The sequence below is a fragment of the Nonomuraea sp. NPDC051298 genome (genome assembly GCF_055586305.1).
Map to the genome: position 1 here is coordinate 443264 of NZ_JBVJIM010000005.1, position 24961 is coordinate 468224.

At 72.3% G+C, this 24961-nt stretch carries 22 protein-coding genes and 1 tRNA gene; 9 read left to right on the forward strand and 14 right to left on the reverse strand.

What is annotated here, in order from left to right; translation table 11 throughout:
- Window positions 1-103: 103 nt before the first annotated feature.
- On the reverse strand, window positions 104-925 hold the full coding sequence (locus ACZ6S0_RS19090) for a spermidine synthase (protein WP_465919310.1): 822 nt from the start codon (window positions 923-925) through the stop codon (window positions 104-106).
- 65 nt (window positions 926-990) lie between these two features.
- Between ACZ6S0_RS19090 and ACZ6S0_RS19095 the strand changes: the two genes are divergently transcribed.
- The 5 genes from ACZ6S0_RS19095 to lat all read left to right on the forward strand — a co-directional run bounded on the left by ACZ6S0_RS19095 (window position 991) and on the right by lat (window position 5613).
- Window positions 991-2511 (forward strand): penicillin-binding transpeptidase domain-containing protein, encoded by a 1521-nt coding sequence (locus tag ACZ6S0_RS19095; protein WP_465919040.1) that lies wholly within the window; start codon window positions 991-993, stop codon window positions 2509-2511.
- 118 nt (window positions 2512-2629) lie between these two features.
- Window positions 2630-3277, forward strand: a complete 648-nt coding sequence (gene trhA / locus ACZ6S0_RS19100; protein ID WP_465919042.1) for a PAQR family membrane homeostasis protein TrhA — start codon at window positions 2630-2632, stop codon at window positions 3275-3277.
- Window positions 3274-3639: a PPOX class F420-dependent oxidoreductase gene (locus ACZ6S0_RS19105; protein ID WP_465919045.1), complete on the forward strand. Its 366-nt coding sequence runs from the start codon at window positions 3274-3276 to the stop codon at window positions 3637-3639. The genes trhA and ACZ6S0_RS19105 overlap by 4 nt, the downstream gene beginning before the upstream one ends.
- A gap of 104 nt (window positions 3640-3743) precedes the next feature.
- Complete coding sequence (locus tag ACZ6S0_RS19110) at window positions 3744-4286, forward strand: HdeD family acid-resistance protein (protein WP_465919047.1); 543 nt, start codon at window positions 3744-3746, stop codon at window positions 4284-4286.
- A gap of 58 nt (window positions 4287-4344) precedes the next feature.
- A complete protein-coding gene (lat, locus tag ACZ6S0_RS19115) occupies window positions 4345-5613 on the forward strand; it encodes an L-lysine 6-transaminase (RefSeq protein ID WP_465919049.1) in 1269 nt (422 codons plus the stop codon).
- Between the two features lie 38 nt (window positions 5614-5651).
- Here lat and ACZ6S0_RS19120 read toward each other — a convergent pair whose 3' ends face one another.
- The 9 genes from ACZ6S0_RS19120 to ACZ6S0_RS19160 form a co-directional block, all read right to left on the reverse strand.
- Window positions 5652-6872: an NAD(P)/FAD-dependent oxidoreductase gene (locus tag ACZ6S0_RS19120; protein WP_465919051.1), complete on the reverse strand. Its 1221-nt coding sequence runs from the start codon at window positions 6870-6872 to the stop codon at window positions 5652-5654.
- Window positions 6873-7051: 179 nt separating this feature from the next.
- Complete coding sequence (locus ACZ6S0_RS19125) at window positions 7052-7276, reverse strand: helix-turn-helix domain-containing protein (RefSeq protein ID WP_344877956.1); 225 nt, start codon at window positions 7274-7276, stop codon at window positions 7052-7054.
- A gap of 156 nt (window positions 7277-7432) precedes the next feature.
- Window positions 7433-7508 (reverse strand) — tRNA-His (locus tag ACZ6S0_RS19130).
- 69 nt (window positions 7509-7577) lie between these two features.
- On the reverse strand, window positions 7578-8171 hold the full coding sequence (gene orn, locus ACZ6S0_RS19135) for an oligoribonuclease (protein ID WP_465919057.1): 594 nt from the start codon (window positions 8169-8171) through the stop codon (window positions 7578-7580).
- A 67-nt stretch (window positions 8172-8238) separates the two neighbouring features.
- Window positions 8239-9465, reverse strand: coding sequence for a DUF2510 domain-containing protein (locus ACZ6S0_RS19140; RefSeq protein ID WP_465919060.1), 1227 nt, complete (start codon window positions 9463-9465; stop codon window positions 8239-8241).
- Window positions 9466-9514: 49 nt separating this feature from the next.
- On the reverse strand, window positions 9515-10921 hold the full coding sequence (locus ACZ6S0_RS19145; protein WP_465919062.1) for a hypothetical protein: 1407 nt from the start codon (window positions 10919-10921) through the stop codon (window positions 9515-9517).
- 21 nt (window positions 10922-10942) lie between these two features.
- On the reverse strand, window positions 10943-12598 hold the full coding sequence (locus tag ACZ6S0_RS19150; RefSeq protein ID WP_465919063.1) for a serine/threonine-protein kinase: 1656 nt from the start codon (window positions 12596-12598) through the stop codon (window positions 10943-10945).
- Window positions 12599-12704: 106 nt separating this feature from the next.
- Complete coding sequence (locus tag ACZ6S0_RS19155) at window positions 12705-14996, reverse strand: serine/threonine-protein kinase (RefSeq protein ID WP_465919065.1); 2292 nt, start codon at window positions 14994-14996, stop codon at window positions 12705-12707.
- 85 nt (window positions 14997-15081) lie between these two features.
- Window positions 15082-15720, reverse strand: coding sequence for a pyridoxamine 5'-phosphate oxidase family protein (locus tag ACZ6S0_RS19160; protein WP_465919068.1), 639 nt, complete (start codon window positions 15718-15720; stop codon window positions 15082-15084).
- A 71-nt stretch (window positions 15721-15791) separates the two neighbouring features.
- Here ACZ6S0_RS19160 and pdxR point away from each other — a divergent pair, with 71 nt between their 5' ends.
- A complete protein-coding gene (gene pdxR / locus ACZ6S0_RS19165) occupies window positions 15792-17180 on the forward strand; it encodes a MocR-like pyridoxine biosynthesis transcription factor PdxR (protein WP_465919070.1) in 1389 nt (462 codons plus the stop codon).
- Here pdxR and ACZ6S0_RS19170 read toward each other — a convergent pair.
- Together ACZ6S0_RS19170 and ACZ6S0_RS19175 are read right to left on the reverse strand one after the other, a co-directional pair.
- Window positions 17158-18282: a DegT/DnrJ/EryC1/StrS family aminotransferase gene (locus ACZ6S0_RS19170; protein ID WP_465919073.1), complete on the reverse strand. Its 1125-nt coding sequence runs from the start codon at window positions 18280-18282 to the stop codon at window positions 17158-17160. The two genes, pdxR and ACZ6S0_RS19170, sit on opposite strands and share 23 nt — an antisense overlap.
- A complete protein-coding gene (locus tag ACZ6S0_RS19175) occupies window positions 18279-19262 on the reverse strand; it encodes a GNAT family N-acetyltransferase (protein WP_465919076.1) in 984 nt (327 codons plus the stop codon). The genes ACZ6S0_RS19170 and ACZ6S0_RS19175 overlap by 4 nt, the downstream gene beginning before the upstream one ends.
- Window positions 19263-19515: 253 nt before the next feature.
- On the opposite strand from ACZ6S0_RS19175, the gene ACZ6S0_RS19180 reads away from it, so the two are divergent.
- From ACZ6S0_RS19180 to ACZ6S0_RS19190, 3 genes are all read left to right on the forward strand, one after another.
- Entirely contained in the window at window positions 19516-20541 is a 1026-nt protein-coding gene (locus ACZ6S0_RS19180; RefSeq protein WP_465919079.1) for a phosphotransferase family protein, read from the forward strand.
- Between the two features lie 37 nt (window positions 20542-20578).
- The gene (locus ACZ6S0_RS19185; RefSeq protein WP_465919083.1) at window positions 20579-21331 is read left to right on the forward strand and encodes an SDR family oxidoreductase; all 753 of its coding nucleotides are present in this window, start codon (window positions 20579-20581) and stop codon (window positions 21329-21331) included.
- Window positions 21332-21461: 130 nt separating this feature from the next.
- Window positions 21462-22850, forward strand: a complete 1389-nt coding sequence (locus ACZ6S0_RS19190; protein WP_465919087.1) for a GH39 family glycosyl hydrolase — start codon at window positions 21462-21464, stop codon at window positions 22848-22850.
- On the opposite strand, the gene ACZ6S0_RS19195 is transcribed toward ACZ6S0_RS19190, so the two are convergent.
- Window positions 22822-24045, reverse strand: coding sequence for an acyltransferase family protein (locus ACZ6S0_RS19195; RefSeq protein ID WP_465919091.1), 1224 nt, complete (start codon window positions 24043-24045; stop codon window positions 22822-22824). The genes ACZ6S0_RS19190 and ACZ6S0_RS19195 overlap by 29 nt on opposite strands.
- Complete coding sequence (locus tag ACZ6S0_RS19200) at window positions 24038-24946, reverse strand: alpha/beta hydrolase (RefSeq protein ID WP_465919095.1); 909 nt, start codon at window positions 24944-24946, stop codon at window positions 24038-24040. Before ACZ6S0_RS19200 ends, ACZ6S0_RS19195 begins: the two co-directional genes overlap by 8 nt.
- Between the last annotated feature and the right edge of the window lie 15 nt (window positions 24947-24961).

Genomic DNA, 24961 nt, shown 5'->3' on the forward strand with positions numbered 1-24961 from the left:
GCCGCGCGGCCGTTCCCACGCAGAAAAGGGAAGCGGGAAAGGGAAGCAGGAAAGGGAAACGGGCGGCCCGAGAAGTGGACCGCCCGTGGTGTGGACTCGGCTCTTAGCCGAAGACGGCAGGCGGGGGGACGGGGGCGAGGACCGGGTCGCCGTCCCTGATCACGGCGGCTCCCGCGATGAAGTTGGTCAGCCCCTCGCCGTACACGCACCGCGCCTGCGTGAGCCCTCCGGCCGCCCGCCGCGTCAGCAGGTCCACCGGCAGGCCGGTACGCGACGCGGCCACGATGAGGTTGCCGAACCGGCGACCGCGCATGATGCCCGGCTCCGCCATCAGCGCCACGTGCCGGAACGTGCTCGTCACCGTGGCCAGCAGCCGCCGGGCGAAGGCCAGGCCCTTGCCGTCGGCCAGGTTGATCAGGAGGGTGCCGTCGGAGCCGAGGATCCGCGCGATGTCGCCCATGTACTCGGCCGTCGCGAGCTCCACCGGCATCGTCGCCGCCGTGAACGCGTCGAGGACCACCAGGTCGGCCGAGGCGTCCCAGACCTTGGCCGTGCCCTCTCGGCCGCCCGCGACGATGACCTTGAGCCGGGGCACCGACCGGAGGTCGAGCTGCTCGCGGACGAGGTTGACGAGCAGTCCGTCGGGCTCGATCACGATGTGCCGGGAGCCGGGACGGGTGGCGGAGACGTAGCGGGGGATCGTGCACGCGCCGCCGCCCACGTGTACGCAGCTCAGCGGCCCGTCCGCGAGAAGGTCGATCACATCCGCCATGAGCCGTACATACTCAAATTCCAGAAATGTCGGGTCTTGTAGATCTACATACGACTGAGGTACGCCATCCTTGGACAGCATCCAGCCGTCCTGCCTGTCCAGGTCCCGGAGAAGCTCGATCTCACCGAACGTCACCGGGTACCGGCCGGGCATCGGCTCCCGCTGTCCTCGTGCCACGTCTGATTCCCTCCTGGGAGAACCGTATGCGACGACGAAGGATGATTGTGCTCGTTATCGCGCTTGTGGCGTTGGTCGGGGCGGGAGGTTTCGCCTTCTGGTCGTCGAACCAGGTCAAGGGCAGCGCCGCCCAGGCGGCCGACGCGTACTTCGAAGCCTGGCGCGAGGGTGACGTCATGGCCATGGAACGGCTGGTGCACCTGCCGCCGGCCGACTTCGTCGTACGGCATCGGACGCTGAGCGAGGAGCTCCACGTCGAGTCGCTGCAGCTCACGCCCGGCGCCCTGCGGAGCACGGGGGAGGAGAGCGCCGAGGTGGCGTTCGCGGGGGTGCGGCAGCTCGCCGAGTTCGGGGCCTGGCCGTTCGACAGCACCTTACGCCTGGCCGTGTTCGATCGCTCCTGGAAGGTGCTGTGGGCCCCCGAGACCCTGCACCCGCTGCTCAAGGACGGCGGCACGCTGGAACTGGGCGAGATCGACGCCGCCGCCGCCGAACTGGTCACCAGCGAGGGCGACAAGATCCCGAACGACAGTTACGCCGAGGCGTACCTCGATCCGCTCAAGCCCGAGTTCGTCCGGGCCGGCAAGGGATGGGCGCTGGTGTCCAAGGCGCCGGGCCGTCCCGACCGGCAGTTGATGACCCGCGTCCCCGAGCCGGACGTCGAGCGGACCACCCTCTCGCGCCCCGTCCAGGCGGCGGCCGCGCGGGCGCTGGACGGCGTGGAGGACTCCACGATCATCGTCATCCGCCCGAGCACCGGCGAGATCCTCGCCCTGGCCGACCGGCTCAAGGACAACTACAGCGCCGTACGGGACTTCTTCCCGCCCGGCTCCATCTTCAAGACGATCACCACGGCGGCCCTGCTCGAGAAGGGCCTCGACCCGGCGGCCCAGGTCGCCTGCCCCGGCACGTACCAGATCCCCCTGCACCGGTCCTTCCAGAACGACGACGAGACGCTGGACCGCGGCCTGATCACCTTCACCGACGCGTTCGCCCACTCCTGCAACACCACCTTCGTCGAACAGGCCACCACCCGGCTCACCGCGCAGGACCTGCGCGAGACGGCGGACGAGTGGGGCTTCGGCCGGGCCATCGCGACCGGCATCGGCGGCGCCTGCGGCGACGTGCCGGACACCGCGGACCTCGACATGCTCGCCGCCGACGCCATCGGACAGGGCCAGGTCATCACCACCCCGCTGTGCATGGCCGCGCTCGCCGCGGCCGTCGAGAGCGGCACCTGGCGCTCGCCCCGGCTGCTGTCGGAGGAGCAGGTACGCCGCATCGACGGCACCCCGCACGAGGACGTCCGGATGGACGAGGGGACCGTGGCGGTGCTCAGGAACATGATGACGGCCGTGGTCGACTACGGGACGGCCAGCGGCGCGGGCCTGCCCGGCGACGTCTCGGGCAAGACCGGCACGGCCGAGGCCGGCGACGGGACCTCGCACGCGTGGTTCATCGGTTACCGGGACGACCTGGCCTTCTGCGTCTTCGTCCGGCACGGGGGGTCGGGCGGGGCGACCGCGGCCCCCATCGCGGCCCGCTTCCTCAACGGCCTCTGACGTCACCGGCGTCACGGGCGCGACGCCACCGGCGTCACGGGCGCGGCCGAAGGAGGGTGGCCCGCTTTCACAGGCACCGATATGTAGGAGATTCCCAACCTACGGTACCGTAGGTTACATGACGACCATCACCGTTAAGCCCAGGCTGCGAGGCTGGTTGCACGCCGGAGCGCTGCCCGTGACGCTGGTCGCCGGGTTCGTGCTTGTGGCACTCGGCCCGACCCTGCAGGCGCGTCTGGCCTCCGCCGTCTACGCGATCACCTCGGCGTTGTTGTTCGGCATCTCCGCCACCTACCACCGCAGCACGCTCGGCCCCCGGCTGGCGGAGTTCCTGCGCAGGATCGATCATGCCAACATCTATTTGATCATCGCCGGGACCTACACCCCGTTCGCCCTGCTGGCCCTGGAGGGGGCGGCACGGCTGGCGGTGGTCTCCGTCATCTGGGGCGGGGCCCTGGCCGGGGTGTTGTTCCGGATGTTCTGGATGAACGCGCCCCGCTGGCTCTACACGGTCCTCTACCTGGCGCTGGGCTGGACCGCGATCTTCGTCATGCCGCAGCTCCTCGAGGGCGCGGGCGTGGCCGCCGTGGTGCTGGTGGCCGTCGGGGGCGTGTTCTACTCGGCCGGAGCCGTCGTGTACGGCCTGCGCCGCCCCGACCCCTCGCCCCGCTGGTTCGGTTTCCACGAGGTCTTCCACGCGTGCACGGTCGCCGCGTACCTGGTGCAGTACATCGCGGTGTCGATCGTGGTCTACTCCCATGTGTGAACCTCGGCGCGGAGCAGTACATCTCGGTGACCACCTACCGCAGGGACGGCACCCCCGTCGCGACCCCGCTCTGGGTGGCGCAGGACGGTGACGCGGTGGTCGTCTGGACCGTCGCCGACTCGGGGAAGGTCAAGCGGATCCGGAACAACCCCGAGGTCAGCGTGGCCGGGTGCGGCCTGCGCGGCGACCTCACCACAGAGCCGGTCGGGGGCCGCGCCGAGCTTCTCGACGCGGCCGGCACCGAGCGCGTACGCGACCTGCTGCGCCGCAAATACGGCCTGATCGGCCGCGTCACGCTGTTCGGCAGCCGCCTGCGCCGGGGCAGCGCGGGCACGATCGGCATCCGGATCACCGACCTCTGACCGTCGCGAGCCCGGCGTTCTCACCGGGCCGGCCGGGCGCCGGATCAACGACATTTGACCTCCCGCTGGTCTCTTTCCGGGGACGTACTGGAAAACAGACCAACATGGGGGATATTTCGCAATCGTGGTGGCTGCTGCTTATTCGCGGCATCGCAGCGGTCATCTTCGGTATCCTGGCACTCATCTGGCCCGGGATCACTCTGCTCGTCCTGGTGATCTTCTTCGGCGCGTACGCCCTCGTCAGCGGCGTGTCCGCGCTGTTCGCCGGGTTCCGGCACGGCGAACGGTCGCGGGCCTGGCTGATCATCTCCGGAATCCTCGGCATTCTGGCCGGCATCGTGGCGTTTGTCTGGCCGGGGATCACCTCGCTCGCCCTCCTTTACGTCGTGGCGTTCTGGGCGATCCTGACGGGGATCGCGGAGATCGTGGCCGGCGTCCACCTCCGCAAGGTCATCGACAACGAGTGGATGTTCATCGTCGGCGGCGTCCTGTCGGTGATCTTCGGTCTCCTGCTCCTCATCTGGCCCGCTGCGGGCCTGCTGAGCCTCGTCTGGCTCGTCGGCGTCTTCGCGATCCTGTACGGCATCGCCATGATCTCTCTGGCACTACGGGTGAAGAACTTCACTTCGAGGGCAGGTATGCCGTAAATTTTACGTACATACCCGTGTCCTTCGAGAGGAATATCCAATCCGCTGTGGAGGCGCCATGGACGTACACGCCCGCCTTGCCCGCCACCTGCTCATCGACGGATACCGTCTCGTGCTCGACCTCGAACTCAGCCGGGGCTCCTGGCTGGTCGACGCCCGCAACGGCCGCCGTTACCTGGACTTCTACACCTTCTTCGCCTCGGCCCCGCTGGGCGTGAACCCGCCCTTCGACCCCGACTTCGCCCAGCTCCTCGGCCAGGTGGCCCGTAACAAGCCGGCCAACCCCGACATCTACACCGAGCATCTGGCCGACTTCGTCGACACGTTCGCCCGGGTGCTCGGCGACCCCGAACTGCCGCACCTGTTCTTCGTCGAGGGCGGCGCCCTGGCCGTCGAGAACGCGCTCAAGACCGCGTTCGACTGGAAGAGCCGCCGCAACGAGGCCGCGGGCCGCCCGCGCGATCTCGGCACCAAGGTCATGCACCTGACCAGGGCCTTCCACGGCCGCAGCGGCTACACGCTGAGCCTGACCAACACCGAGCCGGCCAAGACCGACCGCTTCCCCACCTTCGACTGGCCGCGCATCGACGTGCCCGCCATCCACTTCGGCGACGTCGAGGCCGCCGAGCAGCGGGCGCTGGCGCAGGCCCGCGCGGCGTTCGAGCGCGACCCGCACGACATCGCCTGCTTCATCGCCGAGCCCATCCAGGGGGAGGGCGGCGACAACCACATGCGTCCCGAGTTCCTGCGCGCCATGCAGGACCTGTGCCACGAGCACGACGCCCTGTTCGTCCTCGACGAGGTGCAGACCGGCGGCGGCACCACCGGTACGGCGTGGGCCTACCAGCAGCTCGGGCTCGAACCCGACGTCGTGGCCTTCGCCAAGAAGGTCCAGGTGGGCGGGATCATGGCGGGCCGCAGGGTGGACCTGGTGCCCGACAACGTGTTCCAGCAGAGCGGCCGCATCAACTCGACGTGGGGCGGCGGCCTGGTGGACATGGTGCGCAGCCGCGGCATCCTGGAGATCATCGAGCGCGACGGGCTGATCGAGCGCGCCGCCGTCGTGGGCAGGGACCTGCTCGAACGCCTCACCAAGCTGGAGGCCGAGCGCCCCGAGTCGATGTCGAGCGTACGGGGCCGCGGCCTGATGTGCGCCTTCGACCTGCCCGACCAGGCCGCCCGCGACGCCCTGGTGACCCGGCTCAGGGAGGAGCACGGCGTGCTGGTGCTGCCCTGCGGACCCAGGTCCGTACGCCTGCGCCCGGCGCTCAACATCCCCGAGCCCGACCTCGACCTCGGCCTCGCCGCGCTGAAGGCCGCCCTGTAGAGCCGCCCTGTAGAGCGGCCCTGGAAGACACTGGAGGACTACTGCGTGACGCTGGCCCTGCTGCGGTGGGGCCCGGCGTAACGCCAGAAGAAGTTGAGCAGCACGCTCATCCGGTTGCGCCCGCCCAGCAGGTGCGCCACGTGCACGAAGATCCACAGCAGCCAGGCGGGCAGCCCGCGCATCGTCAGCCCGTTGGCGAGCTGCAACACGGCCTCGGCCCGGCCGACGCTCGCCATGATCCCCGGATCACGGTAGGAGAAGGGCCGCGCCGCCCGCCCCCGTGCCGCCGCGGCGATCTGCCGGGCGGCGTGCTCGCCCATCTGGATCGCCGGCTGCGCGAGCTGCGGCAGCGGACGGGGCGGCCCGGCCAGGTCGCCGACCACGAAGATCTCGGGATGCTCGGGCACGTTCAGCGCCTCGGTGAGCGTGATCCGCCCGCCCTTGCCCTGCGGCAGGCCCCAGGCACTCGCCTCCGGGGGAGCGGTGACGCCCAGCGCCCACACGGTCAGGTCGCTCGGCACCCGAGTCCCGTCCGCCAGCAGCACCGCGTCGGGCTCCACGGCGGCCACGGTGGCGCCCAGCCGCAGCTCCACCCCGCGCCTGCGGAGCGCGTCGGCCGCCGAGTCCCGCAGCCGCGGCCGGTACGGCGCCAGCACGAAGCCGAACCGCTCAACCAGCGTCACGCTCGTCTGGTCGGGCCGCACCTCGGGATGGGTCAGCGGGATCGTGTACCGGCGCAGCTCGGCCAGCGTGCCGGCCATCTCCACCCCGGTCGCCCCGCCGCCCACCACCACGACGTGCATGCTCCGGCGCCGCCCGGCGGCGGTGTCCTCCAGGTAGTCCTGCATCCGCCGCCGCAGCCTGGCGGCGTCGCCGAGCGAGTAGATCGGCAGCGCGTTCTCCCGTGCGCCCGTCACGTTCAGCCAGTTGGTGGTGACGCCGGTGGCCAGCACCAGGTAGTCGTAGCCGAGCGCGGTGCCGTCCTCGAACTCCACCCGGCGCTCGCCGGCGTGCACCTTGCTCAGCGCGGCCCGCCGCGCCCGTACGCTGGGCCACCGGGCGGCGAAGGCCCTGACCGGGTAGGAGACGTCCGACGAGCCCATCCCGGCCGTGGCCACCTGGTAGAGGAGGGGTTGGAAGGTCGCGTACGCGTTGCGGTCGACGAGCGTCACCAGCGCGCCGTGCCTGGCCAGCTCCCGCGTCGCGGCCAGCCCGGCGAACCCCGCACCCACGACCACGACCCGCGGCTTCCTGCCCATGACCTGGTCCTCCGTCCTCCCCCTCAGGTCCTTTCCCCTTCGCGCACGTCATGGATGCCAACACCGCATCCAACGTCTGCCAAACCATTCGACCGGGAGTGCGCCGGGGCCCTGCCTGGCGGCATGCCGAAGGGCCTTCCCGCCGCTGGGGGAGACGAGAAGGCCGCTGTCCGAGGCGCCTACTCCTGGCGTGACTGCCACAGCCCGATGGCCGTGACCCGGGAGTCGACGCCGAGCTTGGCGTAGATGCGGTTGACGTGGTTCTTGACCGTTTTCTCGCTGAGGAACAGCCGCTGGGCGATCTGCCCGTTGGACTGGCCTGTCGCGATCAGGTCCATGACCTCGGCCTCGCGTTTGCTCAAGGAGGTGAACACGCTCTCGAACGCTGCGTCGTCGACTCTCATCCGGCCTCCGGGGGCGCGCAGACGGTCAGATCGTCGCCGATGGCCCCCGTGCTTCCGGCGTTAGCGGTAGACAGCGAGCATAACCCGCATTGTCATGTTTTGGGGCCGTTGCCGGAAAAAACGCCAACGGCCGGTCCCGAAGGACCGGCCGTGCACTGGGGTGAGTGAAGGGACTTGAACCCTCGACATCCAGGACCACAACCTGGCGCTCTGCCAACTGAGCTACACCCACCATGGCCACCCGTTATCGTGGCGGCACAGGAAAAGTGTAGCGGGGATCGGGAGTCTTTTCGCCACTCTTTTAGCCGCTGACACGCTCCGCGAGTGCTCGCGCGGTCGTCGAGTCGGGCCCGGGCTGGCCCACGAAGACGGCCGCGCGGTAGTAGCGCAACTCCCTGATGCTCTCCGTGATGTCCGCCAGAGCACGGTGTCCGCCCTGCTTTTCCGGCGCGGCGAAGTAGACCCGGGGATACCACCGGCGCACCAGTTCCTTGATCGACGAAACGTCGATCATCCGGTAGTGCAAATAGCCATCGACCCCGGGCATGTCGCGCGCGATGAACGTGCGGTCGGTGCCGATCGAGTTGCCGCACAGCGGCGCCTTCTTCGGCTCGGGCACGTGCCGCCGGATGTAGTCGAACACGAGCGACTCCGCCTCCGCCAGCGTCACCCCGCCCGCCAACTCCGGCAACAGGCCGGAGGCGGTGTGCATCTCGCGTACGACCTGCGACATCTGCTCCAGCGACTCGGGGGGCGGCTTGATGACCACGTCGACACCCTCGTCCAGTTGGTTGAGCTCGCTGTCGGTGATGACGCACGCCACCTCGACCAGCGCGTCGCGACTCAGGTCGAGCCCGGTCATCTCGCAGTCGATCCAGACCATCAAGTCACTCATACGATCTCCTCGCCCAGCGGCTCGGAGCGATCCGCCCGCTTGTACCCCACCAGCCTAGTGCCACCGATCAGGCGGGCTTGAGCGAGTCGATGACCTGGCTCACCACGTCGGTCCCCAGATTGTCGGGAACGGAGACGTAGACGATGGCCGGGCTCTGGCCCGCACCGCGGTCCATGAGCACGATCGCCCCGTTCTCCTTCTTCCACTTGAAGCCCTGCTCCTCGGAGATCTTGGTGAAGTCGAGCTCGAACTGCAACACCCACGCGTCCCGGTCGCCGATCTTCATGGCCTTGTCCGCCACGACCTTGCTCTCGTGGGCCAGCGCGTAGTAGCGGGTGGTGAAGTCCACGAAGACGGCCTTGGCGGTGTCACCCAGGCCCGAGGCGCCGGAGTAGGGGTAGAGCTCGTTGAGCTGCCCCGTGAAGACGTTGCCGATCCAGTCGGACTCGCCGTCGTACTTCTCCTGCGAGACGGCCGTCACCCCGGCCGTCCACTGCTGCGTGGTCGGGTTGCCGTTGTTGACCTCGTTGAACGGCGGCACCTTCCAGTCCTCCGGCACCTGGAACGAGACGCCGGCCCGCTCGTCGCTCACCCGCTCGCCCGACGGCTGCGGGAGTTCGCCGCCCTGGTTGGGCAGCGGCTGCTGGGGCGGCGGCTCCTCGGTGGGCGGCTGCCGCGGCTCGTACCTGTCGGACGGCGTCGGCGGCGCGGCGGTCGGCGTGCTGTCGCGGTTGATGAGGAAGATCCCGGCCACCACGATCAGCGCGACCACGACCAGCGCCGCCAGCCCGCCGAACACCCACGGCATCGGGTTGCCCTGCTTGCGCGGCGGCGGTCCGTAGCCGGGGCCCACGGGACCGCCAGGGCCGCCGGGTCCGGGCAACGGCGTGCCGCCCCACTGCGGTGACTGCTGGGGCGACTGCTGGGTGGGCGGGGTGGCCGTGGGGGCGCCGTACGCGCCCTGCCCGGCCGTGGGCGAGCCGAACTGGAGGGTGGGGTTGGCGGGCGTCGCCGACCAGCCGGGGCCCGGCTGCGACTGCGGCTGCGGCTGCTGGGGGTCGGGCTGGAGGTTCGGCTGCGACGGGGGCTGTTGGGGCGAGGGCTGGAACTGGGGCTGGGAGTTCGGCTGCGCGGAGAACGGGGGCTGAGGCTGGGGTCCGGAGGACGGCTGGGGCTGGGCCGGCCCCGGCTCCTGGGCGTGAGTGGCGTCGGTCCACTGGTTGCCGTCCCACCAGCGGAGCTGCGGCTCGCCGTAGGGGTCCGGATACCAGCCCGCGGGGGTCTGCGTGGTCATGTTCGCCAGATTAGTAAGAAGAGCTGAGAGATGCATGGGCGCGTGATGATCAACACCTGTACGTGAACGTCGCCTTGTCGGCGCGCTCCGGCCCCGGGGAGAGGATCCGGAGCGTGGCGGTGGCCTTGACGTCGCTCTTCCCGCGCAGGGTCCACCGCAGCGGCACGGCGTACGACGTCTGGCCGGACGTCGTGCGCAACGCGCCCCGCACGATTTCCTTGTCCAAGTTTTTACGCCATTCGTAGGTGATCTCGCCCGGTGCCCCGTTGGTGATGACCGTGGCCGTGATCACGACCGCGCTGTCGCAGCCCTGGGTCTTCTTCGGCGCGACCACGTCGATCGACCTGACCTCCAGGTCCGGCACGTCGCCCAGCGTGAACCAGGCCAGCACCGCCCCCGCCATGATCACCGCGAAGACGGCCGTGGACAGGATCGTCCGCCGTCGCGCGGCCCGGGTCGCGCGCCCGCCGGACCGGTGCGGCGCGGACGTCTGGTCGCGTCCGGCCCGCCAGATCTGCTCGGCCGGGGTCTCGGGCCGCTGCGCCCGCGTGCCGAGGTCCTGTCCTGGACGGGTTCCGGCAGGGGCGTCCGGGTGGGTGCCGACCCCGGGCCCGAAGTGGACGGGACCCGCCGTGCCGCCGGGCACGTGCAGGAGCGTGACGATGTCGCCCTCGTCGCCGGCCCCGTCGTCGGCCCCGCCCTGCGGCCCCGCGTACGGCGGCGGCTGCGCGAAGGCCGACCGGCCGCGCGCCGCCCTGGCCAGCCCCTCCCTGGTGATCCGGCCGCCGGGCAGCCTGCCCCGCTCGTTGACCAGCAGGTCCCTGGCCGGGCCCAGGCCCAGCGTGGTGGCGGCGGAGGCGACCCGTTCGAACAGTTCGGCCACCTCGGGAGCGCTCCGCCCGAAGGAGGCGGCCAGGCCGCGGGCCAGCGACGCCCACCCGGCCGCGTCCCGCTCGCGCGGCGACACCTGGGCGCGGATGGCGTCGGCCAGGCCGCGTTCCGACAGCAGCGAGACGCCCTCCGCCGTGATCACCACCGTGCCCGGGTGCACCGAGCCGTGCGTGACCCCGGCGGCGTGCAGCGCCTGCAGGGTCTGGGCGGTCTCCACCAGGGAGGAGGCGGCCCCGTTCGGGTCGATCGGCCCGGCCGCGAGCAGGTCGGCCAGGGTGGGGCTGACCGCCTGCGCGGTGAGCAGCCACACCTGGTCGCCCGCGGCGACCACGTCCGCCACCGGGATCAGCCCGGTCAGCCCGCCCAGCACCAGCCGCTGGTCGGTCATGACGGCCTGCACGACCCGGTCGCGGACGCCGGGTAAGCCGATGATCTTGGGATCGAACAGCAGCGCCCCGGCCCTGCGGCCGTCGGGCGAGATGGCGTCGATCCAGTTGCCGAGTTCGGTCATCCAGGTGTGTTCGGTGAGCCGGAATCCGGCGACACCGCTCGCAGGGTTGTTCATCGCCGTCGCCCCCCGGCGCGTCTAGCGCTTTCTTCTGTGGCGTCCCGCCGTACGGCGTTTCACCGCAAGTGTGACCGGAATCGCGCCCGTCGTCACCAGGCCCAGCCCGAGCAGCGCGGTCACCGTCCGTTCGGCGGGCTCCACCCGGGGCTGCTGCGGCGACGGGTCCCCGCTCCCGCCGGTCGGCTGCTCGGCGGTGGGGCTCTGCGGGGGCGTGCTGGTGGACTGCGTCGGGGACGGCTCCGGCGGCCGGGACGTGCGCGTGGGCGACGGGGCGGGGGTGGACGGCGGCCGGTCGCCATCGGGCCGGTCGACGTTGCCGCTCAGCGTGGGCTCGGTGGACGGCGACGGGGTCGGCGTCCTGGTCGGCGCGGGCTTCCTGGTCCTGGGCGGTGTCCGTGCCGGGGTGGGCGTGGGCGTGCCGGTGGCGCTCGGGGTCGCGGTCGGCCGGACCGGCGGGAGCGTGTCGCCCGCCGTGGCCGTCGGGGTGGGCGTCGGGGTGTTCTCCTGGGGGCCCGTCTCCTCCGGCGTCGCCTCGTCCAGCGTGGGCGGCGGTTCGTCGGTGTCGGCGGGCTCGGGGGTGGCGGCCTCCGCCGTGGTCGGCGTGACCTGGCTCGTCTGCGCCTGCAGGACGGGCTCGGCCGAGCCCGCGCTGACCAGGATCGCCACGGTCGCGACCAGCACGCAGGCGCCGACCACACCGACGGCGATCTTGGCGGGCAGCCTGCTCAGGATGCTGCGCGACGGCACGCGGAAGCGGGTCTCGGCGAGCGAGGTCTCGGTCTCCGCCGGTTCGTCGAGCGTGGTCGGGAACAGCAGCACCAGCATGCCCGCGAGCGCGGCCAGGCGGCGACGGCCGCGCTGCTCCCAGTCCGGCCCGTAAGCACGGGCCGCGATGGCCTCCAGTTCGGTCAGGAACGCCTCCGCCGACGGCGGGCGTACGGCGGGGTTCTTGGCCAGGCCGCGCTCGACCAGGCTCCGCAGCGGCTCCGGGATCTCCTCGAGCGGCGGGGGCGCGCTCTGGTGCTGGTGGGCCAGGGCCGCGAGGTTCGTCGCCCGGTAGGGCCGGCTGCCCGTCAGGCACTCGAAGAACACGACGGTGGCCGCGTACACGTCGGTCGCGGGGCCCGCCGCCCTGCCCGACCACTGCTCGGGCGCCATGTACGGCGGCGTCCCCGCGCCGCTCGCGCCCTCGCCGGTCCTGACCGCGATGCCGAAGTCCACGAGCTTGCTGGTGCCGTCGCCCTGGACCATGACGTTCTCGGGCTTGAAGTCGCGGTGCACGACGCCGATCGCGTGGGCCGAGGCCAGGCCCTTGAGCGAGCCCTTGAGCACGGTCAGCGCCGCCTCCGGGCCGGTGGGCCCCTTGGAGCGCAGCAGCTCGCGCAGCGAGACCCCGTTGATCAGCTCCATGATGATCGCCGCGCCCGGCCCGGACTCGACGTAGTCGATCAGCCGGGCGTGGTACGCGCTCTGCAACGTGGCCAGCAACCGCGCCTCGTGCCGGAACCGGGCCACGAACCCGACGTCGGACCTCAGCTCGTCGCTGAGGTATTTGATGGCCACCTCGACGCCGTCGTAGTCGCGCCTGGCCAGGACCACCCTACCGGCCGCACCCGAGCCCAGCTCGCGTATCTCGGTGTAGCCGGGGACCCCCCATGGCCCATCACCGTACATAACGGTTTCCTCCGGAGTTTGTTGGGCCCCACCCGCATCAACCGGCCGTAGCTTAACCGGAAGGCACCGCTTTCCCGCTACCGATATCCACACAAGCGGTTAAATGTCACTCTGCGGGGCTTGGCGAGTCGTCGGTCCTCGAGGCCGGGCGCGGGGTCTCCGTGGGCGGTTCCTCCTCCCCGGGCTCCTCGGGGCAGGCCGGAGTGACGCCGCCGCGGCTGTCGCTCCCGCCGTCCGCCGCCGGGTCGGTCGCGGCCGTCACCGACCACCTCGTACCGCACGGCACCTTCCCCTGGTAGGTGAAGCTCCGGCTGTAGGAGGTCCGGCCCGACAGGGTGACCGTCTGCGTGTCCCCGCCCTCGCCGGCGGCGAACCTGACGGTGAGGCGTACCGGCTGGGTGTTCGCCGTGGTGACCCGTACCTGCGCGTTGATCGCGGCGCCCGCGCCCGCCTCGACGATCGCCACCTGCCGCACCTGCGGCGGGCAGGGCACCGAGGTGCGCGCGGTGTCGGTCCTGTCACCCGCGCGCACCCGCACCGACAGCGTCGCGCCGCACGGCCGGGACCTGAAGGCGTGGGTGAACGTCTCGCTGTAGGAGGTCCGGCCCGACAGGCTCGCGGTACGCGTGCCGACCGCCTCACCGTCGACCGAGAACGTGGCCTGCACCGGGATCTCCCCGGTGCCGCTCGCGGTGAGCTCGACCCGGGCCGTGGCGGTGCGGCCGGGCGCCTCGGCCAGGCCGAGGTCCACGCTCAGTCCGCGCACCGTGACCGGGCAGGGCGGCACGGACAGCGAGGCCGTCCTGGGGCCGCCGGCGGGCGCGGGGGAGGTGGTGACGGTCAGCGTGACCGTCCTGCCGCACGGGCGTTCGCCCATCGGCCAGGTGAGCGTGCGGGTGTAGCTCCTGGCGCCGCTCAGGTGTACGCGCTGGGTGCGGCCGTCCTCGCCGGAGGCCGTCCAGGCGGCGGTGGCGGTCACGGCGCCGGTGCCGTTCGCCCGGAGGGTGAGCGGGGCGGAGGCGACCGCGTCCGCGTCGATCGTGATCTCGCCCACGCTCACCGCCAGCACCGAGGTGACCGGTGGCGGCGGCTCGTCCGTGACGGCCCGCGTGGGCGTCGGGGTGGGCGTGCGGGTAAGGGCGGGCGTGCGGGTCGAGGAGACGGTGGCCGACGGGGACGGAGGCCGCGAGTCCGTGAGGCTCGGTTCGGGCGTCTCGGGCGTGTCCTGCGGCACGACCTGCGGCGTGGGATCCGGATCTGGCGCGTCCTCCGTCGAGTCGTCCGTGGGCTCGGGGGTGACGGACGTGTCCGGCGGGCCGGAGACCGGCGCCGTGGTGACCTCGCTCGGCGGTACGGCCGCCGCCGCGCCCACCGCCTGCTCCTGCGGCGGCTGCCTGCTGACCAGCACGACCGCCACCGCCACGGTCGCCGCCGCGGCCACCGCGCCGCCCATCGCCAGCCGCCGCACGTTGGCGCGCATGCTCCTGAAGACCGTCCTGGCCAGTGACGTGGCCGCCTCGGGAGGCGGCTGCTGGGCCCGCGGCAGCAGCAGGGCGAGCAGGGCCACGAGCGCGGCCAGCCGCCGCTTGCCCCGCTCCTCCCAGTCGTCCCCGTACGCCGCCCGCGCCACGGCCTCCAGCTCCGCCACGAACTCCAGCGCCCCGGCCGGCCGCAGCCCCGGCTCCTTGGCCAGCCCGCGCCGCACCAGCTCGCGGACGGGCTCGGGCGCGTCGTGGACGGGCACCGGTGCGTGCACGTGCTGGTAGCCCAGGACGCCCGGCTCGGTCGACCGGTAGGGCCGGTGCCCGGTCAGGCACTCGAAGAACACGGCCGTGGCCGCGTACACGTCGGTGGCGGGCGAGGCGGGCCGCCCCTCCCACAGCTCCGGCGCCATGTACGGCGGCGTGCCCTCCGGATGGGCGGCCGTGCCCTGGCGCACCGCGATGCCGAAGTCGACCAGCTTGCTGACCCCGTCGTCGCGGACGAGCACGTTCTCCGGCTTGTAGTCACGGTGCACCAGCCCGAGCGCGTGGGCCTTGGCCAGGCCCAGCAGCGAGCCCTTCAGCACGACCAGCGCCGCCTCCGGCTCGGTCGTGCCGTTCTCGCGTAACAGCGCGCGTAACGAGACGCCGTTGACCAGCTCCATCACGATGGCGGCGCCGCCGACGTCCTGGATGTACTCCCACATCGTGGCGATGTTGGGGTCGCGCAGCGTGGTCAGCAGCCGGGCCTCCGACCGGAACCGCGCCAGGGCCGCGGGGTCGCGCAGCAGGTGCGCGGACAGGTACTTGATCGCGACCTCGAGCCCGGTCTCGTCGTGCACGGCCAGCGCGACGCGCCCGCCGCCGCCCGCGCCGAGCTGCTTGATCTCTGTGTAACCGGGAGCGCTCCACTCCATATGCCTCTCCCATCAGGAGCCGGCCCACCTGATGAGACGCGTGATCTAGGAGCCGGGTTTGCCAGGTGGTTCCGGATTCATGGAACTACTCCCGATGGAGGATGTGAACAGGTGCGCCGATACCTTCTGGGAGTACCGAATCCGGCTCGGGTTCGCCCCACGACGTGACCAGGGGCAGCACCCCGGCCCATACCGGAAGGTCATAGTCCGCCGGCTCGTCCTTCGGCCCGCCGCGCCGGATCTTGACCGACGCCTCCTCCAGCGACAGCGCCAGCACGGCCGTGGCGGCCAACTCCTTGCGGGAGGGATGGCGCGCGTAGTCCCACTGGCCCGGCGCGAGCCGCTCCGACAGGGCCCGCAGCCCCTCCAGGTGCTCGTCCGGGTCCGTGACCAGCCGGGCCGTGCCGTAGACGATGGCCGAGCGGTAGTTGACGGAGTGGTTGAAGATCGAGCGGGCCAGCACGACGCCGTCCAGATGCGTGACCGTGACGCAGACCTCAGCGCCGTCACTCGCCCGCAGCGACTTCGCGCCGGTGGAGCCGTGCAGGTAGAGGGTCTCGCCGATGCGCCCGTAGCCGGTGGGCACGACCATCGGGTGGCCGTTCACGACCACGCCGAGGTGGCAGATCAGACCGGTGTCGAGCACCTCGTGGAGGTCGTTCCTGTCGGTGCTGCCGCGCTGCTTCTCGCGGCCCAGCGTGGTGCGGGGAGTGGTGGAGAGCATGATTCGACCGTAACGACGTAGTGGACCTACGCTGTAGGGCCACTATCAGCGCCTTCGTAGAGACCACTTGCATGAGAACCCACGTTGACCTGCCCATCTCCCTGTCGCGTGAGTCGGCCGAGCCGCTCACCGCCCAGCTCGCCCACTGGCTGCGCCGCGCCATGATGGACGGCGCGCTGGCCTCTGGGGAGCGGTTGCCGTCCACGCGGGCCCTGGCCGTCCAGCTCGCGGTGAGCAGGACCGTGGTGACGGAGGCGTACCAGCAGCTCTACGCGGAGGGCTGGCTGGACGGGCGGCACGGCTCAGGGACGTTCGTGGCCGACATGGAGGCGCGCATCGAGCACGTGCCCGCGCCCGCGTCCGGGGAGAGCGCCCACGTGCCTGGCCCGCCCCCGGCCGACCGGATCGACCTCACGCCCGGCGCGCCCTGGGTGCGCGACTACGACCGCGCCGCCTGGAAGCGCGCGTGGCGCAAGGCGGCCGACCTGCCGCCCGGGGCCTCGCCCGACCCGTACGGCCTGCCGCGCCTGCGCGCGCTGCTCGCCGACCATCTCAGACGCGCCAGAGGCATGGCCGTCGGCCCGGAGAACATCCTGGTCACCCGAGGCACCGGCAACGGGCTCGACCTGTGCGCGCTGGCCCTGCTCGGCCCCGGCGTCAGGGCGGGGGTGGAGGACCCCGGCTACCACGTGGCGCGTACGGTGCTCGCGGCCAGGGGCGCCGAGGTGGTGCCGTGCCCCGTGGACGAGGACGGCGTGATCGTCGACGGCCTCCCCGGCGACCTGCGCCTGCTCTACACCACGCCCGCCCACCAGTACCCGCTGGGCGGCCGGCTGCCGATCCCGCGCCGCGAGCGGCTGCTGGCCTGGGCCAGGCGCACGGGGGCGATGGTCGTGGAGGACGACTACGACGCCGAGTTCCGCTACGACGTCGCCCCGCTGCCCGCGCTCTACGGCCTCGACCCCTCGCGGGTCGTGCTGCTCGGCACGCTGTCCAAGACCCTCGCCCCCGACGTGGGCGTCGGCTGGCTGGTGGGCGCGCCCGAGCTGGTCGCCAGGATCGCCGGGCTGCGCGGGTCGGTGGCCGACCGCACCAGCGGCCCCGTCCAGCAGGCCGTGGCGACGCTGCTGGAACGGGGCGACCTCGACCGGCACCTGCGCCGCATGCGCCTGGAGTACGCCAGACGCCGCGCCGCCGTCGTGGAGATCCTCGGTCCCGTCTGCCGCCTGCGCGGTGACACGGCCGGGCTGCACGTCCTGGCCGAGCTGCCAGCGGCCGTGGTGCCCGCGGTGGTCGCGCGGGCCGGGGAGTGCGGGATCCTGCTCGACTCCACCGAGCGCCACCACCACGGCGGCCCGCGCCTGCACGGCCTGGTCATCGGGTACGGCTCCGCCTCGCTGGCCGACGTCCGGCGCGGCTGCCGCATCCTGGCCGGGCTCATCCGCGCGGGCCGCTCGTAGGGGGCTCCAGGCGGCGCAGGACGGGCAGCGAACGGGCGGCGTACATCGGGTCGACGGGCAGGACGTGTCTGGCCCACCAGCGCGCCGGGCCCGGGTCGGGGGAGGGCGTGGTGAGGCCGGGGGCGTAGTCGTCGTACGGGGGGTCGTACAGGTAGCCGGTGGAGACGCCGCGCCGCTCCAGCTCGGCGATGGCCGCGTCACGGTCGCGCACCAGCAGCGGCACCCGGAAGAGCGGCCGCGACAGGTCGTCGAGCACGGCCGGCGCGACCGTGGGCAACTCGGCCAGGCTGCGCACGCCCGCCAGCCGCCGCGCCCGGCCGCCGGGCACCTTGGCCAGGCGCCTGCCCTGGTACCAGCGGACCAGGCGGCCCCGGCGGGCGCGGTAGTCGTGCAGGTCGGCGCGTACCCAGGGGTCGAAGGGCGGCAGCGCGGGCGCCTGGCCGAGCGCCCGGCCCAGGTGCTCGGCGGCGAGCGCGATGCGGAAGCCCTCGCGCGGCTCCTCCAGGCCGAGGCCGCGGGCGAGCGCGAGCGCGGGACGGACGAGGCCGAGCGCGAGCGCCGCGTGGCGGGCCATGGAGGTGGCCACGCTCATCACGTCGGACCGCGGGGAGCCGGGGGTCAGCAGCTCGTCGCGCGCGCGGGTCAGCGCTCTGAGGTCTGATTCGTCCGCGACGGCCAGGACGCCGCCCGAGCCCGCGCCCGGGTGCTTGGACAGGCTGAACACCCCCGCCCGGCCGAAGGTGCCCAGCGGGCGACCGCTGACGTCGGTCTCCATCGCGTGGGCCACGTCCTCGACGAGCACCTTCCCGGTGAACGCGGTGACGTCGTCGGGCAGGCCGTACAGGTTGGTCGTCAGGACGGCGTCGACCGCGCCGAGGTCCACCCGCGAGGCGTCGATGTTGCCGTCACGGGGCGACAGCGGGGCCATCACCGGGCGCAACCCGGCCGCCAGCACGAGGAAGAGGATCTCGTCGGCGGAGACCGGCGACATGAGCAGCCGCTGGCCAGGCGCGCACCAGTGCCGCAGCGCCAGGTAGAGGCCGAGCCGGTTGGAGGGGAGCGGCAGGCAGTGACGGCCCGTGCGCTCCGCGATGTGCTTCACCCTGGTAGGACAGTACGCAGTCGCCCGTAGGTTTTCAACGCCTTGTCGGCCGTCCTGAGGAGGATCGGGTTGGCCATCACCGTGGCGCGCGTCTTGCGCACCGGCACCCGCATCAGCCAGTGGAGGCCCGCCGCCGGGCCGAGCCTGGCCACCCGGCCCTCGGCCACCTCCAGCTCGCCGGTCTTGAGCTTGTCCTTGTACTCCTTCTGGCCCCGGCCCATGTCGATGACCTCGATGCCGGAGCCCGCGGCCTGCTCGGCCATCGCGAGGTGGTGGATGAGGCCGGGGGAGTATTTCGCGAAATGGGGATCGTAGGCGGGAAACCAGCCCACCAACGTCTTCCGCGTACGCAGCCCGAAATGTCCGGCCATCGGGCGGCCGTCCACGTAGACCATGTCGAGGACCCCGGCGAAGCTCTCTGACTGGGTGGCCAGCAGCCGCTCGACCAGCTCGACGATCCACTTGTGCGCGAACCTGTCGGTCCGGCCGGTACGGCGGTACTGGTCGGTCTTCCAGCCCAGCAGCGTGCGCAGGGGCTCCAGGTCGGTGGTGGCGTAGTCGTGGCGGATCGGCCCGGCGTCGCGCTGGAGCTTGCGCGACTTGGCCAGCGTCGACTTGTACGTCTTGCCCGACTGCAGCTTGAGCGCGTCGGTGTAGTGCGCCCAGCCGTCGCGCAGGTCGATGATCGGCGACGGGTGCCGCTCGTGCCGCCCGCTGAGCAGCGGCTGGCCGGACACCAGATGGTCGAACTCGTACACCGACAGCCCGCAGTCCTTGATCAGCCGTAGCGGGTCGATCTCCACGCCCTGGGCGTGCACCAGCCCCTGCGCGTCGGTGAGACCCGCGGCGACCGGCTTGCCGATGCCCAGGGGGTATCGCTCGAAGGGGAAGAAACCCACGATCTCCGGGCCGTCGTGGATGACGGCGACTCGTACGACATCGCGTAGCTCACCCACCGTCAGGGTGAATTCTGGTGACAAGAAGGGATTGTCGAAGCAGGGGGCGGCCTCTTGCAGGGCACGCCAACGACTCAGCTCTGGTCGGCCCAGCTCGCGGGGTAGGGCAAGGGTGACGCGCATGAGCTCCCACTGTCGGCACGCACTCGCTGTCCAGCATGCTGCGAGGGGTATTCCCAGGATAAGAGATCTCACCGCATCTATCCCGCCCGGCTTCGGAACGTTACACAACTGCCAGCTAGCGCCCGGCCACCGAGTGACGTTCTAATGTGGGTCCATGACCGTACCTGGCATCGACCACCCCCGCCTGGTCGCGTGGATGGGCCGGAACGTGCCCGACGCCGGCGAGCCCCGGTCCGTCTCGCTGATCTCGGGCGGCAGGTCCAACCTGACCTACCTGGTCGAGGCCGGGGAGCGCCGGCTGGTGCTGCGCCGGCCGCCGCTCGGTCACGTGCTGCCCACCGCCCACGACATGCGCAGGGAGTGGCGGGTCATCTCGGCGCTCGCGCCGACGCCCGTGCCGGTGCCCGAGCCGGTCGCCTTCTGCGACGACGAGGACGTGATCGGGGCGCCGTTCTACCTCATGGGGTACGTGGCGGGCGCGGCCGTACGGACGAGGGAGCAACTCGGCGACCCGGCGCCCGAGCGGACCCGGCGGCTGTCAGAACGGCTGGCCGAGGTGCTGGCCGAGATCCACGCCGTAGACTACCGGGAGGTGGGGCTGGCCGACTTCGGGCGACCCGAGGGGTACCTGGCCAGGCAGCTCGACCGGTGGTGCCAGCAGTGGGAGCGCTCGAAGACGGCCGACCTGCCGGACTACGACCGGCTGGTCCGGCGGCTGCGCGAACGCCTGCCCGCCGAGGCCGCGGGGACGCTGGTGCACGGGGACTACCGGCTCGACAACACGCTGCTGCGGCTCGGTGACCTGGAGATCGCGGCGGTGGTGGACTGGGAGATGTCCACGCTCGGCGACCCGCTGGCCGATCTGGGGCTCACGCTGACGTACTGGCACGATCGCGGTGACGAGGAGCGGGCGCGGATCCCGGTGGCGGGTGACGTGACGGTGGCGCCCGGGTTCATGAGCGCCGCCGAGTTCGCCGGCCACTACGCGAAGGTGTCGGGTCGCGAAATTTCCGACCTTGGGTTCTATGTGGCTTTCGGGAACTTCAAGCTCGCGGTCATCGTGGAGGGTATCCACGCCCGCTTTCGGCAGGGTAAGACCGTTGGAGAGGGGTTCGATCGCATCGGCGCGGCCGTGCCCACGCTGATCTCCCGCGCGCACCGCATGCTCGACCAGCACTGACCGCCTCGACCGCGGGCCCGGCCCCGCTAGGAGCGCCATGAGCACTGTTGCACTGATCACCGGAGCGGCGAGCGGCATCGGGGCCGCCGTGGCCCGGCGCCTGTCGGCGGGCGGCGTCAAATGCGTTCTCGTCGACCTCGACGGCGAGGGCGCCGAGCGGCTGGCCAAGGAGGTGGACGGCGTCTGGCTGGCCGCCGACGTCAGCGCCGAGGAGTCCTCGCTGGAGGCCGTGGCGCTGGCCGAGCGCCGCTACGGCCGGCTCGACCTGGTCCATCTCAACGCCGGCATCGCCGGCCGGGTCGACCTCGCGAACTTCGACCTCGACCGCTACCGCGAGGTCGTCGGGGTCAACGTGGACGGCGTGGTCTTCGGCGTACGCGCGAGCCTGCCGCTGCTCAAGCGCTCGGGCGGCGGCGCGATCGTGGTGACGGCGTCGCTGGCCGGGCTCGTCGGGTTCGCCGGCGACCCCGTCTACACGATGACCAAGCACGCCGTCGTGGGGCTGGTCAGGGCGCTGGCCGAGCCGCTGGCGGCCGACAACATCCGCATCGGCGCGGTCTGCCCGGGGTTCACCGACACGCCGCTCGTGGCCGAGGCGCGGGAGATGTTCGTCAACGCGGGCTTCCCCCTGCTCACCGCCCAGGACGTGGCCGCCGCCGTCGAGACCGCCTTCTACGCCGAGACGCCCGGCACTCTTCTCATCGTCCAGCCGGGACGGCAGCCGGTGCCGTACCGTTATGCCGGAGTGCCCGGTCCAGCGGGCGGTCAGCGGCCGCCGCACGCACAATGACGGCAAGTGGCTCGCAAGCCGGACGCCTACCGTCATGAAAGGGCTGGGCTGTCGCCCGGCCCTCGCACGTTGGCGAGCCTTGTAGCTTCGTGATCCCCCGTTCACGACCCGCGAGGATGAGGAGCGTTCAGTGATTCCGACCGACGGCCGGCACTCGCGCCGACGACCGCCCTGGCCGATCGCACTGGGAGCGGGCATCCTCGCGGTCGTGCTGGTGGCGGGCATCATGTTCTACGCCGCGGGCCGCACCAGGGAACGCGGCGCGTTCCAGGGCAGCGAGCCGGCCACGCCCGTGGCCACCACGCCCGCGCCCGCGCTCGCCGCGCCGCCCGCCCTGGAGGACTGGCCGCGCTGGGGCGTCACGCACACCCAGTACAGCGCGGACAACGAGTCGTACGGCGTCGTCGACCAGGCCAAGGGCCTCCTCGGCCGGGTGCCGATGGTGCAGAACCAGCACATCATGGGGTGGGGCGTGGGCAACCCCGAGCCGAGCCCCGGGCAGTACAACTTCCGCGATCTCGACCGGCGGCTGACGTTGATGGCGTCGTCGCGGGCGGTGCCGGTGATCACCCTGTGCTGCGCGCCCGACTGGATGAAGGGCGGGCCGGCCGGGCGTACCGACTGGAGCAAGAACCACACCGTCGCGCCCGAGAAGGAGCACTTCGACGACTACGCCAAGCTCGCCGCGCGGGTGGCCAGGCAGTACCCGACGGTCAAGCACTACATGGTGTGGAACGAGTTCAAGGGCTTCTGGGACCCGACCACCAACCGGTGGGACGCGGAGGGCTACACCGAGCTGTACAACAAGGTCTACACGGCGCTGAAGGACGTCAACGAGGACATCCAGGTCGGCGGGCCGTACATGTCGATGGAGAGCAACTCCGGCGGAGGGCCGTCGGAGTTGAGCGGGCCCTGGGGGACGGTCGACCAGCGGGCCCTCGACGCCGTGCGCTACTGGATCGACAACAAGAAGGGCGCCGACTTCATCGTCATCGACGGGGCCTCGATGACCAAGGACAAGGGCAACGTGCCCGACGACTTCGGCGCCCTGGCCAAGTTCGGCGCGGTCACGACCTGGGTGCGCCAGCAGAGCGGCGACCTGCCGGTGTGGTGGGCCGAGTGGTACGTCGAGCCGGAGAACTCCCAGTGGAGCGAGGACCGGCGGACGGCCGTGCAGGCGGTGGCGCTGATGGAGTTCGCCATGAGCGGGGTGACCACCGCCCTGTACTGGAACCCCCAGGCGAAGGACGAGGGCGAGTGCCCCGGCTGCCTGTGGGCGCCCAAGGCCGGCGCCGAGATGCCGATGGCGGGGCTGCTGAGCGGCTTCAGCCGGTGGTTCCCGTCGGGGGCGCGGGTCCAGGCGGTGCCGTCGTCCGATCCGAAGGTGCGGGCGCTGGGGCAGGAGCGGCAGGTCGTGATGGTCAACACCTCCGACCGTGACGTCACTGCCACCGTGGACGGGCGGCAGGTCTCCCTGCGGCCGTACGAGATCAGGTGGTCGGGCCGTGGCGGCGCCTGACCCGCCCGGTCGTGGGGCGTCCTGACGGGAAGGCCGTGCAGCAGAGCGCCAGGGCCGCGCCGAACACCGGCAGCCAGGCGAGCCGGGCCAGGACCCACGCGGCCGAGTCCGGCGTGGTGTGCAGGCCCGGCAGGGGACGGTCGGCGAGCAGGCCCAGGGCCGTGACGGCGATCATGGCGGTCTGGTGCCAGAGGAAGATCGTGATCGCGGAGAGGTTGGCCACCGCCACGGCGGCCCACGCAGCGGGCCGCCGCAGTGCCCGGCGCAGCGGCTCGAGCAGCAGCCGGGCCGCGCCGCACTGGGCCAGGCCGAAGGTGACGGCGGCGAGTGTGGGCGGGTCGAGGTTGGAGACCGCGGCCCCCGGCACGCCCACCATGGCCGCCGGGTAACCGGCCCACAGCACGAGCCCCGCCGTGGCCGCGGCGCCGCCCAGCAGCAACGCCCACCCGGTACGCCTGCCGGGCAACCCACGGGCCCAGGAAAGACCCACACAGTACGGCACCAGCCACCCGGCCACGACGTTCACCCAGCCGAGCCAGGAGGGGCCGTCCAGGCCGTACCGGACGAGGTCGACGAGCGCGACGACCGCCACCGGCCACGCCGGGGCCAGTCGGGCGGCCAGCGGGGTCGCCGCCGTCAGCACGGCGAGGACCGCCAGGAACCACAGGGGCGACCACACGAGCTTGGCCAGCGTGCGCACGGTGTCCAGGCCGACCCCCGAGGCGAGCGTCGCGCCCGCGACCACCGTCCACACGAGGACGACGGTGACCACCGGCCGGGACAGCCGCGCCATCCGCCCCCGCAACCACACCCCATAGGGCTCGCGCGCGTCCCAGCCACGGCCCACCGTCTCGCCGCCACCGCCACCGCCACCGCCACCGCCACCGCCACCGCCACCGCCACCGCCACCGCCACCGCCACCGCCACCACCGCCGCCGCCGCCGACTGACCGGCTGCGGCCCGCCACCATTCCTCCCGCCAGGAAGAACACCGCCAGCGTCTGGAACAGCCACGACACCGGGGCGAGCTGTGGGAACGCCCGCAGCGGGCTGGCGCCGTGAACCGTGCCGCTGTCGGCCACCAGCGCCGTCACCAGCCAGTGACCGAGCACCACGCCGAGGATGGCCAGCGCGCGCAGCCCGTCGATCCCGCGGTCCCTGGCGCCGGGCGTGGCCGACTCGATGCGCTCACGCACGGCCGGTCACGGTCCCGGCCACGATCCCGGCGACGGTGTGCAGCGACGGGGAGCCCGGCCGCAGGTAGTCGCTGTGACGGCCGCCGCCCGCCGGGAAGACCCGGGTCCCCGCCCCGGGCGACATCGGGTCGAGGCCGAGCCCCAGCGTGCCGAAGGGCAGGCTGAACTGCGCGTGGGGCACGGCGGCGATCCAGTCGCCGGTGGCGCGGGCGGCCCAGACGGGGGCGGACGTACGCAGGGGAGCGGTGCTGCCGGTGCCGGGCGCGCCGTACAGGACGATGTTCGCCACGCCGCCCAGCCCGGGGGCGGCCCGGCCGCACACGACGGCCCCGTACGAGTGGCACAGGAGGGACACCCGGGCGGGGCCCAGCTCCCGTACGAGGGCCTGGAGGGCGGGGGCGGCCTCGTCGGCCCGGTCCGTGGTGAGCAGGGCGGTGCTGAGCGTGCCGGGCGTCCGGTAGCCCAGCCAGGCGATCACCGCGGCTCGGTCGCCCAGCTCCCGCTGGAGGGCCAGCGCGTCGGCGCGGAGCCGGCCGTACCTGTCGAGGCTGGTGTCGGTGCCGGGCACGAGTACGGCGACGCGCCCGGCGGCGGTCAGGTCGCCGAACACCTCCGCGCTCCGGCCCCCGTCGCGCCCGTCGAAGAACAGGAACCGCCGCGCGGGGTCCGCCATCGCGCGCAGCGCCTCCGAGCGGCGCGTGTGGCCGTGTTCGGCGGCCGTGCGCCCGGCGGCCAGGAGGTTCTGCCGGGCGACGGCGTACCGGGCCTCGGGCGGCCCGGCGGGCGGCCGGACCGGTACGGGGGCGGGCACCTCCGAGCCGGCCAGCGGCGCGGCCACGGAGGTGGCCAGGGCGGCGACCGCGGTCGCGGACAGCAGGGGGCGGAGCAGGCGGGAGAGCATGCGCAGAACGTACGA